The 12,191-nt window shown below is 76.4% G+C and carries 16 protein-coding genes; 2 read left to right on the top strand and 14 right to left on the bottom strand.

The genetic code is table 11. The features are described from left to right. Window positions 1-13: 13 nt before the first annotated feature. Window positions 14-475 carry a hypothetical protein gene (locus TK50_RS24045; protein ID WP_043967350.1) on the top strand — a complete coding sequence of 154 codons (462 nt, stop codon included), beginning with the start codon at window positions 14-16 and terminating at the stop codon, window positions 473-475. A gap of 38 nt (window positions 476-513) precedes the next feature. Here the strand turns inward: TK50_RS24045 and hisF are convergent, their stop codons facing one another. From hisF to hisD, 12 genes are all read right to left on the bottom strand, one after another. Then, window positions 514-1,281, bottom strand: coding sequence for an imidazole glycerol phosphate synthase subunit HisF (hisF, locus tag TK50_RS24040; protein WP_043967348.1), 768 nt, complete (start codon window positions 1,279-1,281; stop codon window positions 514-516). A 27-nt stretch (window positions 1,282-1,308) separates the two neighbouring features. Next, window positions 1,309-2,307 carry an NADP-dependent oxidoreductase gene (locus tag TK50_RS24035; protein ID WP_043967346.1) on the bottom strand — a complete coding sequence of 333 codons (999 nt, stop codon included), beginning with the start codon at window positions 2,305-2,307 and terminating at the stop codon, window positions 1,309-1,311. 94 nt (window positions 2,308-2,401) lie between these two features. Then, window positions 2,402-2,833, bottom strand: a complete 432-nt coding sequence (locus TK50_RS24030) for an organic hydroperoxide resistance protein (RefSeq protein ID WP_043969310.1) — start codon at window positions 2,831-2,833, stop codon at window positions 2,402-2,404. A 5-nt stretch (window positions 2,834-2,838) separates the two neighbouring features. Continuing rightward, window positions 2,839-3,285 (bottom strand): MarR family winged helix-turn-helix transcriptional regulator, encoded by a 447-nt coding sequence (locus TK50_RS24025; protein WP_043967344.1) that lies wholly within the window; start codon window positions 3,283-3,285, stop codon window positions 2,839-2,841. Between the two features lie 125 nt (window positions 3,286-3,410). After that, window positions 3,411-3,800 carry a RidA family protein gene (locus TK50_RS24020; RefSeq protein WP_043967342.1) on the bottom strand — a complete coding sequence of 130 codons (390 nt, stop codon included), beginning with the start codon at window positions 3,798-3,800 and terminating at the stop codon, window positions 3,411-3,413. Next, window positions 3,797-4,522: a bifunctional 1-(5-phosphoribosyl)-5-((5-phosphoribosylamino)methylideneamino)imidazole-4-carboxamide isomerase/phosphoribosylanthranilate isomerase PriA gene (gene priA, locus TK50_RS24015; RefSeq protein WP_043967340.1), complete on the bottom strand. Its 726-nt coding sequence runs from the start codon at window positions 4,520-4,522 to the stop codon at window positions 3,797-3,799. The genes TK50_RS24020 and priA overlap by 4 nt, the downstream gene beginning before the upstream one ends. A 31-nt stretch (window positions 4,523-4,553) precedes the next feature. Beyond that, window positions 4,554-4,877 carry a hypothetical protein gene (locus TK50_RS24010; RefSeq protein ID WP_043967338.1) on the bottom strand — a complete coding sequence of 108 codons (324 nt, stop codon included), beginning with the start codon at window positions 4,875-4,877 and terminating at the stop codon, window positions 4,554-4,556. A 42-nt stretch (window positions 4,878-4,919) separates the two neighbouring features. Then, window positions 4,920-5,564 carry an imidazole glycerol phosphate synthase subunit HisH gene (gene hisH / locus TK50_RS24005; protein ID WP_043967337.1) on the bottom strand — a complete coding sequence of 215 codons (645 nt, stop codon included), beginning with the start codon at window positions 5,562-5,564 and terminating at the stop codon, window positions 4,920-4,922. Further along, a complete protein-coding gene (locus tag TK50_RS34540) occupies window positions 5,564-5,734 on the bottom strand; it encodes a hypothetical protein (RefSeq protein WP_176734836.1) in 171 nt (56 codons plus the stop codon). Before TK50_RS34540 ends, hisH begins: the two co-directional genes overlap by 1 nt. A gap of 2 nt (window positions 5,735-5,736) precedes the next feature. After that, a complete protein-coding gene (gene hisB / locus TK50_RS24000) occupies window positions 5,737-6,348 on the bottom strand; it encodes an imidazoleglycerol-phosphate dehydratase HisB (protein WP_043967336.1) in 612 nt (203 codons plus the stop codon). Further along, on the bottom strand, window positions 6,348-7,418 hold the full coding sequence (locus tag TK50_RS23995; protein WP_043967335.1) for a histidinol-phosphate transaminase: 1,071 nt from the start codon (window positions 7,416-7,418) through the stop codon (window positions 6,348-6,350). Before TK50_RS23995 ends, hisB begins: the two co-directional genes overlap by 1 nt. Continuing rightward, complete coding sequence (gene hisD / locus TK50_RS23990) at window positions 7,415-8,737, bottom strand: histidinol dehydrogenase (RefSeq protein ID WP_043967334.1); 1,323 nt, start codon at window positions 8,735-8,737, stop codon at window positions 7,415-7,417. Before hisD ends, TK50_RS23995 begins: the two co-directional genes overlap by 4 nt. 187 nt (window positions 8,738-8,924) lie before the next feature. Here hisD and TK50_RS23985 point away from each other — a divergent pair, with 187 nt between their 5' ends. Then, complete coding sequence (locus tag TK50_RS23985) at window positions 8,925-9,626, top strand: LON peptidase substrate-binding domain-containing protein (RefSeq protein ID WP_043967332.1); 702 nt, start codon at window positions 8,925-8,927, stop codon at window positions 9,624-9,626. Here TK50_RS23985 and TK50_RS23980 read toward each other — a convergent pair. Together TK50_RS23980 and TK50_RS23975 are read right to left on the bottom strand one after the other, a co-directional pair. Beyond that, window positions 9,541-10,440: a hypothetical protein gene (locus TK50_RS23980; protein ID WP_043967330.1), complete on the bottom strand. Its 900-nt coding sequence runs from the start codon at window positions 10,438-10,440 to the stop codon at window positions 9,541-9,543. The two genes, TK50_RS23985 and TK50_RS23980, sit on opposite strands and share 86 nt — an antisense overlap. Window positions 10,441-10,531: 91 nt before the next feature. Further along, window positions 10,532-12,187 (bottom strand): AAA family ATPase, encoded by a 1,656-nt coding sequence (locus tag TK50_RS23975; RefSeq protein WP_043967328.1) that lies wholly within the window; start codon window positions 12,185-12,187, stop codon window positions 10,532-10,534. Window positions 12,188-12,191 lie beyond the last annotated feature (4 nt).

Raw genomic sequence — 12,191 nt, 5'->3', positions numbered from 1 at the left:
GCATCATTCCTGCATGGGGGAGAGCGGATGGCGCTGGACCGACGCCTGGATCTTCGTTTCGCTGGTGATCGCCAACGGTGCCGGCCGGCACCGCAGGGCGGCATCCACCCGGCGCCCCGAGGGCGTCCGGCTCGCTGACGTGCTCTCCACAGCCGACCACCTCAACCACGCCATCCCCGAGCGGCAGGAGGTGGAGACCGCCGTCCGCCGGCTCGTCGGCGCCGGCCTGGTCAGCGTCACCGACGGCTGGTTCCGGCTCACCCCCGACGGGGAGAAGCTCTGGCGCTCCCGCCCGAGCGCCGGCCTGGCCACGGCCGTCGACACCGTGCAGGGCGTGCTGAGCCGACGGCACGCCCCGGGCAGCGCCGACTGGACCCTCCCCGAGGACGAGCACGCCGCCGCCGTGCAGGAGTACGCCGTCCGCTCGATCCCGGCCCCGCGCCGCTCGCCGGAGGGCCACTCCGGCCGGCACTGAGCGCCCCCGCACGAGGACCGGCGGGGGCGGCCCGGGGGTCAGCGCACGGGGTGGCCCGAGCCGCGCAGGGCGGCCTTGACCTCGGCGACGGTCAGCTCGCCGAAGTGGAAGACGCTGGCGGCGAGCACCGCGTCGGCCCCGGCGGCGATGGCCGGCGGGAAGTGGGCCACCTCGCCCGCGCCGCCGCTGGCCACCACCGGCACGTCGACGACGGCGCGGACCGCGCCGATCAGCTCCAGGTCGAAGCCGGCCTTCGTGCCGTCGGCGTCCATCGAGTTGAGCAGGATCTCCCCCGCGCCCAGCTCGGCACCGCGTCGCGCCCACTCGACGGCGTCGAGCCCGGTGCCCCGGCGGCCGCCGTGGGTGGTGACCTCGAAGCCGCTCGCGGTGGTGCCGGCCGGCGCCCGGCGCACGTCGAGGGAGAGCACCAGCACCTGCCGGCCGAACCGGTCGGCGATCTCGGCGATCAGCTCGGGGCGGGCGATGGCCGCGGTGTTCACCCCGACCTTGTCGGCGCCGGCCCGCAGCAGCGTGTCGACGTCGGCGACCTGCCGCACGCCGCCGCCGACGGTGAGCGGGATGAAGACCGACTCGGCGGTGCGTCGCACCACGTCGAGCATGGTGCCCCGGTCGCTGGAGGAGGCGGTCACGTCCAGGAAGGTCAGCTCGTCCGCGCCCGCCCGGTCGTACGCCGCCGCCAGCTCCACCGGGTCGCCGGCGTCGCGCAGGTCGAGGAAGTTGACCCCCTTGACCACCCGCCCGGCGTCCACGTCGAGACACGGGATCACCCGCACCGCCACCGTCATGCCGCGAAGCCTATCGCCCCGGCCCGCCTACAGGCGCACCAGCATCTTCCCGAGGTTGTCGCCGCGCAGCAGGCCGAGGAACGCCTCCGGGGCGGCGTCGATGCCGTCGACGACCGTCTCGTCGTACGAGAGCCTGCCCTCGCGCAGCCAGCCGGCCACCTCCTGGACGAACTGGTCGCGCAGGTGGCCGTGGTCGCCGACGAGGAAGCCGCGCAGGGTGAGCCGCTTGCCGATGAGCAGCGCCAGGTTGCGCGGCGCGGCCGGCGGCTCGGTGGCGTTGTACTGGGCGATCATGCCGCAGACGGCGGCCCGGCCGTGCAGCCGCAGCGCGCCGATCGCGGCCTCCAGGTGCTCGCCGCCGACGTTGTCGAAGTACACGTCGATCCCGTTCGGGGCGGCGGCGGCGAGCTGGTCGGCCACGGGGCCGTCGTGGTAGTCGAAGGCGGCGTCGAAGCCGAGCGCCCGCAGGCGCTCGACCTTGGCCGGCGAGCCGGCGCTGCCGACCACCCGGGCGGCGCCCTTCAGCTTGGCGATCTGGCCGACCATGCTGCCCACCGCGCCGGCCGCGCCGGAGACGAAGACGCTCTCCCCCGGCCGCATGGCGGCCACGTCGAGCAAACCGGCGTACGCGGTCAGCCCGGTCATGCCGAGCACGCCCAGGTAGGCGCTCACCGGGGCCAGGGACGGGTCGACCTTGCGGGCGCCCTTGGCGTCGAGGAGCGCGTACTCCCGCCAGCCGAGGCCGTGCAGGACGGTGTCGCCGGGGACGATCCCGTTGCCCTCCCCGGCCACCACCTCGCCGACCGCGCCGCCGTCGAGCGGGGCGTCGAGGGCGAACGGCGGCACGTACGACTTGACGTCGTTCATCCGTCCCCGCATGTACGGGTCGACGGACATGAACTGGTTGCGGACCACGAGCTGGCCGGGGCCCGGGGTGGGCACCTCGGTCTCGACGAGCCGGAAGTTGTCGGCGGTCGGCCACCCCTCGGGGCGGGAGGCGAGGTGGATCTCACGGTTGACGGTCACGGTGTCGGTCGTCCTCTCGGTCGCTGGTCGGGGCTGCGTCAGGCGGGGCGCGGCGCGCGGCGACACACGGTGCGCCGGCGCCGCGCGCCACGGCTCAGGCGGCGAGGGCCTCGCGGACGGTGAGGGTGACCTCGATGTTGCCCCGGGTCGCGTTCGAGTAGGGGCAGACCTGGTGCGCCTGCTCGACGAGCTGCTCGGCGGCGGGCCGGGGCACGGCCGGCAGGTCCACCACGAGGGTGACGGCCAGGCCGAAACCGCCACTGCCGTTGGCGCCGATGCCCACCTCGGCGTCGACGACCGAGCCGGTCACGTCGGCCTTGGCCCGCCGCGCCACCAGGCGCAGCGCGGAGTGGAAGCAGGCGGCGTAGCCGGCGGCGAAGAGCTGCTCCGGGTTCGCCGCGCCGCCCGCGCCGCCCATCTCCTTCGGGATCGCGAGGTCGAGTTCGAAGGTGCCGTCGGAGGTGCGGACGTGGCCGTCGCGGCCGTCGCCGGTGGCGCGGGCGTTGGCGGTGTAGAGGACCTGCATGGCGATCACTTCTCCTTCTGTCGGTGGATCGTCTCGGTGACCCGGTTGAGGGTGTCGCGCAGCCCGATCAGCTCGGCCTCGGTGAGCCCGGTGGCCAGCGCCACCCGCAGCGGCACCCCGCACATCCGCTCGCGCAGCGCGCGGCCGGCGTCGGTGAGGCGCACCTCGACCCGCCGCTCGTCGGCCGCCGACCGGGAGCGGACCAGCACCCCGGCGGCCTCCAGCCGCTTGAGCAGCGGGGAGAGCGTGCCGGAGTCCAGCCGCAGGGCGGCGCCCAGCTCGGAGACGGTGGGCGCGTCGTCGCCGCGCTCCCAGAGCACCAGCAGCACCAGGTACTGCGGGTAGGTGAGCCCGAACTCGTCGAGGATCGGCCGGTAGACGTCGGTGAGGGCGCGCGACGCGGCGTAGAGCGCGAAGCACACCTGCCGTCCCAGCACCAGATCGTCGGTCACGGGAAAAACGTAGCGCGCAATTGAGTTGTGCACAACCTAATGGGCCGCACTGTGCCCCGGCTCACCCCCACCGCCCGACGCACCACCGCCGGCCCGGCGCCCCTGGCAGGCGGGGGCGCGCCGGGTCAGCGGTCGCCGAGGTACGCCTCCAGCTCCACCTCGACCAGGTGCTCGGGGTCGAGCAGGGCGGCCACCACGACCAGGGTCGCCGCCGGCCGGACCGCCCCGAACACCGCGTTGTGGGCCCGACCCACCTCGTCGGCGTACGCGCGGTCCGTCACGTACATCCGGGTGCGCACCACGTCGCCGGGCCCCGCGCCGACCTCCGCGAGGGCCGCCAGGCCGATCCGCAGCGCCTGCGCGGTCTGCGCGGCGGCGTCCCCCACGTGCACCACCCGGCCGTCGACCGTCGCCGTGCAGCCGGCCGTGACGGCCCGGTCGCCGGCCCGGACGACCCGGGAGTAGCCGTACAGCGCCTCCCAGGGGCCGCCCGAACCCAACCGGGTGACGGTCACGCGGCGGCGAGCACGTCGAGGGCCTGCCGCACGGTGAACGCGCCCGCGTACAGCGCCTTGCCGGCGATCACGCCCTCCACGCCGACCGGCTCCAGGGTGGCCAGGGCGCGCAGGTCGTCCAGCGTCGAGACGCCACCCGAGGCGATCACCGGGGCGTCGGTGCGGGAGCAGACCTCGCGCAGCAGGTCCAGGTTCGGCCCGCGCATCGTGCCGTCCTTGGTGATGTCGGTCACCACGTACCGGGAGGCGCCCGCCTTGTCGAGCCGCTCCAGCACCTCGTACAGGTCGCCGCCGTCGCGGGTCCAGCCCCGCGCCGAGAGGGTACGGCCGCGCACGTCCAGGCCGATGGCGACGCGGTCGCCGTACTCGCCGCAGACCCGGTCGCACCACTGCGGGTCCTCCAGCGCGGCGGTGCCGATGTTGACCCGCGCCGCGCCGGTGCCCAGGGCGGCCCGCAGCGACGCGTCGTCGCGGATCCCGCCGGACAGCTCCACCTGCACGTCCAGCCGGCCGACCACGTCGGCCAGCAGCGCGGCGTTGGACCCCCGGCCGAACGCGGCGTCCAGGTCCACCAGGTGGATCCACTCCGCGCCGTCGCGCTGCCAGGCCAGCGCCGCCTCCAGGGGGTCGCCGTAGGCGGTCTCGCTGCCGGCGGCGCCCTGCACGAGCCGGACGGCCTGACCGTCGGCGACGTCCACGGCGGGCAACAGGGTGAGGCTCAACGCTCTTCTCCTCGGATCGATAACGTGCGCGTCAGGACCGGCGGCCCAGTGCGATCACCACGGCCGCCGGCAGCACCAGCAGCAACAACACGACCAGCACCACCCGCAGCGCCAGGTCGTCGACGAAACTCCAGATGGCGACCAGCGCCACGCCGGTCAAACCGACGATCGCGGCCCGCTCGCCCCGGGAGTGCCGGGCCAGCCGGCCGGCGCGGCGGCGCGGCCAGCGGGGCGTCAGCCGGCGTACCACCGCGCGGCGGCGCTCCCGGCGGGCCACCCGGCGGCGGCGCACGGCCCGCTCCCGCTCCAACTGGGCCTCGCGGGCCGCCCGGCGGCGGGCCCGCTCCTTGCTCACGCCGCGCCCCCCGGCCCGGTGCCCCGGCCGCGCGGGCCCCGCTCAGCCACCGGCGGGCACGGTGCCGAGCCAGTTGCGCAGCAGCGCCGCGCCGGAGTCGGCCGACTTCTCCGGGTGGAACTGGGCGGCCGACAGCGCGCCCCGCTCCACCGCCGCCACGAAGTCCGCCTCGTGGTGGGCGGTGGTCACCGCCGCGCCCGACGCCGCCAGCGCGCCCGCGTCGACCACCCCGTAGGAGTGGACGAAGTAGAAGCGGCTGTCGGCGGGCAGGCCCGCGAAGAGCACCGACGACGCCGGGGGCCGCACCGTGTTCCAGCCCATGTGCGGCAGCCGGGCGGCGGGCAGCCGGGTCACCGCGCCCGGCAGCAGCCCGAGCCCCTTGGTGACCACGCCGTGTTCGTCGCCGTGCTCGAAGAGCACCTGCATGCCCACACAGATGCCCAGCACGGGCCGGCCGGCGGCGACCCGCTCGGCGATGACCGGGCCCGCGCCGAGCGCCTCGATGCCGGCCATGCAGGCGGCGTACGCGCCCACGCCCGGCACCACCAGGCCGTCGGCAGCCGCGGCGGCGGCCAGGTCGGCGGTGACGGTGACGTCGGCGCCGGCCCGCGCCAGGGCCCGCTCGGCCGAGCGCAGGTTGCCCGAGCCGTAGTCGAGCACCACGACCCGCTTCGTCCGATCGCCCATCAGCCCTCCCCGGGCAGCAGCCAGAGCACCCCGCCGGCCGTGGCCAGCACCGCGAGCACCGCGGTGACCACCACCGCGCCGCGCGTCGCGCCCTGGCGGTGCAGCGAGACCGCCCCGCCGACCAGCACCCCGGCGAGGATCAGCAGCAGGGTCGGCAGCACCCCGCCCACGGCTACAACGCGCCCTTCGTGCTGGGGATCGCGCCGGCCGACCGGGGGTCGAGCGCGGTGGCCTCGCGCAGGGCGCGGGAGACCGCCTTGAACTGGGCCTCCACCACGTGGTGGGCGTCGGGGTGGCCGCCGGGGCGGGCCGCGCGCAGCACGTCCACGTGCAGGGTGATCCGGGCCGCCTGGCCGAAGGACTCCCAGATGTGCCGGGTCATGCTGGTCGGGTAGACCGGCCCGATGTACGGGGCCAGCGCCGGCTCGTCGTGCACCACGTACGGGCGGCCCGACAGGTCGACGGCGGCCCGGACGAGGACCTCGTCCATCGGGACGGTCGCCGAGCCGTACCGCCGGATGCCGGCCTTGTCGCCCAGCGCCTGGTCGAACGCGGCGCCCAGGGCGAGCGCCGTGTCCTCCATCGTGTGGTGGGCGTCGATCTCCAGGTCGCCGACGGTGCGCACGGTCAGGTCGAAGCCTCCGTGCCGGGCGATCTGGTGCAGCATGTGGTCGTAGAAGCCGACCCCGGTGCCGATCTCGGCCCGGCCGGTGCCGTCGAGGTCGATCTCGACGAGCACCTTGGTCTCCTTGGTGATCCGCTCGACCCGGGCGGTGCGGCTCATCACAAACTCTCCATCGCGGTGAGGAAGGCGTCGGTCTCGGCGGGGGTGCCGGCGGTGACCCGCAGCCAGCCGGGCAGCCCGACGTCGCGCACGAGCACCCCCTGCTCCAGCAGGGCTCGCCAGGCCACCGCCTGGTCGCCGCCCACCTGGAACAGGACGAAGTTGGCGTCGCTGTCGGCGACCCGCAGGCCCCGGGCGCGCAGCTCGGCGACGATCCGGTCCCGCTGCCCCATGATCGCCTCGACCGTCGCCAGCAGGGCGTCGCGGTGCGCCAGGGCCGCGCGGGCGGCGGCCTGGGTGAGCGCCGACAGGTGGTAGGGCAGCCGCACGAGCTGCACCGCCGCCACCACCGCCGGGTCGGCCGCGAGGTAGCCCAGCCGGCCGCCGGCGAAACCGAACGCCTTGCTCATCGTGCGGGTCACCACCAGCCTCGGGTGGCCGGGCAGCACCGCGAGGGCGCTGACCGTGCCGGGGCGGGCGAACTCGGCGTACGCCTCGTCGACCACCACCATGCCGGGCGCGGCATCGAGGACGGCGGCGACCACCGCCGGGTCCAGGGCCGTGCCCGTCGGGTTGTTCGGCGAGCAGAGGAAGACCACGTCGGGGCGGTGCGTGCGGACCTGGGCGACCGCCTCGTCGGCGGTCAGCCCGAAGTCGACCCCGCGCTGCGCCGGCACCCACCGGGTGCCGGCGCCGAGCGCCAGCAGCGGGTGCATCGAGTACGCCGGCGTGAAGCCGAGCGCCGTGCGCCCCGGCCCGCCGAACGCCTGCAGGAGCTGCTGCTGGATCTCGTTGGAGCCGTTGGCCGCCCACACCTGCTCGACGGTGAGCCCGTGCCCCAGGTAGGCCGCCAGGTCGGCACGCAGCGCCACGGCGTCGCGGTCGGGGTAGCGGTTGAGGTCGCGCAGCTCGGCGGCGAGGGCCTTGCCGATCGCGTCGGCCACCGCCTCGGGCACCGGGTAGGAGTTCTCGTTGGTGTTCAGCCGCACCGGCACGTCGAGCTGCGGGGCGCCGTAGGGCGTCAGGCCCCGCAGGTCGTCGCGGATCGGCAGCTCGTCGAGGGTCGTCACGAGGCGCTCCCGGGGAAGCGGACGCTGACCGCCTGGCCGTGGGCCGGCAGGTCCTCGACGCCGGCCAGGGTCACCACGTGCGGGGCCACCTCACGCAGCGCGTCGCGGGTGTATTCCACCAGGTGGATGCCGCGCAGGAAGGACTGCACGGACAGCCCGGAGGAGTGCCGGGCGCAGCCGCCGGTGGGCAGCACGTGGTTGGAGCCGGCGCAGTAGTCGCCGAGCGACACCGGCGACCACGCGCCGACGAAGATCGCCCCGGCGTTGCGGACCCGCAGCGCCCACTCGCGGGCGTTCTCGGTCTGGATCTCCAGGTGCTCGGCGGCGTACGCGTCGACCACCCGCAGGCCATCCTCCAGGTCGTCGACCAGCACCACGCCGCTCTGCTCGCCGGTCAGGGCGGTGGTGACCCGGTCGGCGTGCTTGGTCGCCGGCACCTGCCGGGCCAGCTCGGCCTCGACCGCGTCGGCCAGCGCGACCGAGCAGGTGACCAGCACGCTGGCCGCGAGGGGGTCGTGCTCGGCCTGGCTGATCAGGTCGGCGGCGACGTGCGCCGGGTCGGCGGTGTCGTCGGCGAGGATCGCGATCTCGGTGGGGCCGGCCTCGGCGTCGATGCCGACCACGCCGCGCAGCAGCCGCTTCGCGGCGGTGACCCAGATGTTGCCCGGCCCGGTGATCATGTCGACGGGGTCGCAGCGCTGCTCGCCGTCGGGGTCGACCGTCGCGCCGTAGGCCAGCATCGCCACCGCCTGGGCGCCGCCGACGGCGTAGACCTCGTCGACGCCGAGCAGCGCGCAGGCCGCGAGGACCCGGGCGTCGGGCAGGCCGCCGTTCTCCTGCTGCGGCGGGCTGGCCACGACGAGCGACCGGACGCCGGCCGCCTGGGCGGGGACCACGTTCATCACCACGGTCGACGGGTACATCGCCAGGCCGCCGGGGACGTACAGGCCGACCCGCTCGACGGGCACCCAGCGCTCGGTGACGGTGCCGCCGGGCACCACCTGGGTGGTGTGGTCGACGCGGCGCTGGTCGGCGTGGACCCTGCGGGCCCGGCTGATCGACTCCAGCAGGGCGGCGCGGACCTGGGGGTCGAGCGTCCCCTCGGCCTCGGCGATCGCCTCGGCCGGCACCCGCAGCCGCTCCGGCGAGACCCCGTCGAAGCGCTCGCTCGCCTCGCGGATCGCCGGGTACCCATGATCGCGGACCGCCTCCACGAGGGGGCGGATCCGCTCGACCGCCACGGAGACGTCGAGCTGGGCACGGGGCAGCAGGCGGCGGGGGTCCCGGACGCCGCCGCGCAGGTCGATCCGATTCAACACGCCTGCGAGTCTAGGCGGCCGGGCCGGCGGCGGCCCGCGCCGCCCGCACGCCGGGACGGTGAGCCGAGCCACGCCGGCCGCCGGGCGGGCCGCGACGGGCCCGGGGGCGGCCCCGCCGGGGGCGGGCGGGTCCTCCGGGGCGGGACGGGCCCCGCCGGGACGGCGCGGGCGGGCTAGGCTCGGTCCCGTGACTGCACGGTTGCCGATCTTCCCCCTCGGGACGGTGCTCTTCCCCGGCCTGGTGCTGCCGCTGCACATCTTCGAGGAGCGCTACCGGGCGCTGGTGCGCCACCTGACGGGCCTGCCCGAGGGCGCGCCCCGGGAGTTCGGCGTGGTGGCCATCCGGGCCGGCTGGGAGGTCGCCCCCGGCACGCCCGGGCGGCCCGTCCCCGGCGTCGGCGGCGTCACGCTGCACGAGGTCGGCTGCACCGCCGAGCTGCGGCAGGTGACCGAGCTGGACGACGGCGGGTTCGACATCGTCACCGTGGGGCGGCGGCGGTTCCGCGTCGCGCAGCTCGACGAGACCACCGAGCCCTACCTGACGGCCGAGGTGGAGTGGCTGCCCGAGCCGGGCGGCCCCGACGAGGCCGCCGACCTGCTCGCGGCCCGGGTGATCTCGGTGTTCCGGCAATATCTCGGGCTGATCCGCCCCGACCCGGAGGACATCTCCGAGCAGCTGCCGGAGGACCCGACGGTGCTGTCCCACCTGGTCGCCGCGACCGCCATGCTGACCGTCGACGACCGGCAGCGGCTGCTCGCGGTCGACGGCACCGCCGCCCGGCTCCGCGCCGAGCTGCGGCTGCTCAACCGCGAGGCGACCCTGCTGCGCCAGGTGCGGGCGGTTCCGGTGCCGCTGTCGGAGCTGGCGAGTCCACCGGCCCCGAACTGACCTGGGGCCCGGTGGCGGGCGGGGCGGCGTAGACCCAGGACAGGTCGGGCTCGGGCTCCGGGCGCAGCGACGGCCAGCGCGACCAGCCGGCCAGCAGGGTGTACGTCACGGCCACGCCGAACGCCGGCAGCAGCAGGTTGCCGTACGGCAGGGGCAGCACGTCGAACAGCCGGTGCAGGCCGCCGGCGCGCAGGTCGGCGGGCTTGGTGAACGCCTGCCCGTCCGGCGCGGAGGCCAGCAGCCGCTCGTACGTCGACAGGCCCACCCGCCGCCCAACCTGCCAGGCCACCAGGGCCGCGCCGAGGCCGCCGGCCGCCCCGGCGAGCAGCCCGACGGGGCCGCGCCGCCGCCGCAGCAGCACCCACAGGGCCAGCGCGGCGAGCACGCCGAAGCCGAGCCCGAGCAGGCTGAACCAGCCGTCGGCGGCGATCGGCTGCTCCGGCTGCGGCTGGGCGTAGACGGCCCCCTCGGCGGTCTTGACCACCGGGGTGTCGGGGGCGACGGCCGCCCAGAGCAGCCCCAGCGGGACGCCCAGCGCGGTGAGGACGGCCGACGCGCCCAGCGCCACGCCGGCCACCCGGCCCGGGCGGCGCTCGGGCGGGGTCGGGCCGGCGGGGACCGGCCCGGTCGGCGGCGCGCCGAACGGATACTGGGGCGGACCGGCGGGCGGCTGGTGGGCCGGGTCGGCCGGGGGCCCGTGGACCGGCCCTTCGATCGGGTCGGGAACCGGGGCGGCGGGCGGCCCGGGGACCGGCCCGGCGGTCGGGTCGGGACGGGGCGCGGGGCGGTCGGCGTCGGAGGTGTCCGGGCTCACCCGATGATCCTTACAGACCGGGGGCGTCCCCGGGGCGTCGGTGCCGCCGCAGCCGGCTCGGCCGCCGCGGCGGCTCGTGGTCGCGGCCGGCTCAGCGGGCGAAGGGCTCCAGCATCACCGACGCCGCGCGCAGCCACGCCTGCCGGGTCTCCGGCTGGAGCTGGTGGTATTCGATCGAGGAGCCGGTCTCCAGCGCCGGGTCGTACGGCACCACGGCCACCGCCCGGGTGCGGGTGGCGAAGTGCCGCTCCAGGTCGGTCTGCAACGGCGAGCGGCCCGGCGTCGGGCAGGAGATCAGGGTGACGGCGTTGTCGGCCAGCTCGCCCATGCCGACCTCGTGCAGCAGGTCGAGCATCCAGTCGGCGCTGAACGCGGCGTCCTCCCGGGGCACGGTGGTCACCACGAGCTGGTCGGCGGCCTGCATCACCGTGCGCCAGTTGGGGCTCTCCACGTTGTTGCCGGTGTCCACGCAGACCACGTCGTGGGTGCGGCGCAGCAGCTCCAGCACCCGCTTGACGGTGAACTGGTCGAGCCGCTGGGCGAACCGGGGGCTCTCCTCCCCGGCCAGCACGTCGTACGAGCCGTCGGCGGCGTGCCGCAGGTAGTCGTCGAGGCTACCGAGCAGGGCGGAGCCCTCCAGGATCTCGATCTGGGCGAGGTCGTGGATCAGGTGCCGGATCGTCCGGGCGTGCCGGGCGCTGCCGGCGCGCAGCCCGAGGGTGCCGCGCAGCTCGTTGTCGTCCCAGGCGAGCACGCCCCGGCCGCGCACGCTGCCGACGGTGGCGGCGGCCAGCACCGTGGCCGTGGTCTTGTGCACCCCGCCCTTGGGGTTGGCGAAGGCGAGCACCCGGGGCGTGCCCAGGTCGCGGCGGAGCACCCCGGCGGCGCGTTCCAGCTCGCTCTCGGCGCTCTGCGCCCGCCACTCGATGCGGGCCGGATAGCCCCGCTCGACCACCGCGGGCGGCCCGGGCGGCGGCTGGTAGACCGGCTCGGCGACGGGCGGGTAGGCCGCCTCGGCCCGGTACGCCGGCTCCGCCGGGGGCGGCTGGTAGGCGGGCTCCACGACGGGCGGCTGGTAGACCGGGTCGGCCGGGGGCGGCTGGTAGGCGGGCTCGGGGCGGTAGCCGCCGCCGTCGAGCAGCGAGTAGCGCGACTCGACCGGCGGGGGCTCGGGGCGGTAGCCGCCGCCGTCGAGCAGCGAGTAGCGGGACTGGGCGGGCGGCGGCGGGTCGGCGCGGCGCACCGGCTCCGGGTCGAGGCGCCCGGGGCCGGACCGCCACGACGGCTCGGCCGGATAGGTCGACTCCTGTGGATAGCCGGAAGGCTCGGGCTGGTAGCCCAGCGGATCGGCCGGGTAGGCCGGCGGCTCCGGCTGCTGGTAGGCCGAGGGCTCCGGCTGGTACGCCGGGTCGATCCGGTAGGCCGGGTCCACCCGGTAGCTCGCCCCGGCCCGGTAGCCGCCGCGCGCCGGCTCCGCCGGGTAGCCGGGCTCCGCGGCGTACGACTGCTCGCCCGGCGGGCCGATCGCCGCCGCCCGCCCGGCGTAGCCGTTGCCGGACGTGCGCCGGGGCAGCGGCTCGGGCGCCGCGCGCGGCGCCTCCTCGGCGTGGCGGTCGGCCTCGGCCTGCTCCGCGGTGCGACCGCCGAGCCGCGCCCGGTCGAGCAGCGCCCGCCACCGCGGTGCTGGTTCGGCCGGCCGACCCCAGCTGGTCTCCGTGCCGTCCAAGGCTCGCCCTCCCAGCGCCATCGAT

Source organism: Micromonospora haikouensis, assembly GCF_000876225.1.
GTDB classification, from domain to species: Bacteria; Actinomycetota; Actinomycetes; order Mycobacteriales; family Micromonosporaceae; genus Micromonospora; species Micromonospora haikouensis.
This window is presented reverse-complemented; position numbering and strand designations above follow the sequence as displayed.

Excerpts from the sequence above, each read along its gene's own strand:
- TK50_RS23975 (WP_043967328.1), bottom strand. The coding sequence starts at position 12,187 with ATGGCGCTGGGAGGGCGAGCCTTGGACGGCACGGAGACCAGCTGGGGT.
- TK50_RS24045 (WP_043967350.1), top strand. The coding sequence starts at position 14 with ATGGGGGAGAGCGGATGGCGCTGGACCGACGCCTGGATCTTCGTTTCG.
- TK50_RS24030 (WP_043969310.1), bottom strand. The coding sequence starts at position 2,833 with ATGCAGGTCCTCTACACCGCCAACGCCCGCGCCACCGGCGACGGCCGC.
- hisH (WP_043967337.1), bottom strand. The coding sequence starts at position 5,564 with ATGGGCGATCGGACGAAGCGGGTCGTGGTGCTCGACTACGGCTCGGGC.
- hisF (WP_043967348.1), bottom strand. The coding sequence starts at position 1,281 with ATGACGGTGGCGGTGCGGGTGATCCCGTGTCTCGACGTGGACGCCGGG.
- hisB (WP_043967336.1), bottom strand. The coding sequence starts at position 6,348 with ATGAGCCGCACCGCCCGGGTCGAGCGGATCACCAAGGAGACCAAGGTG.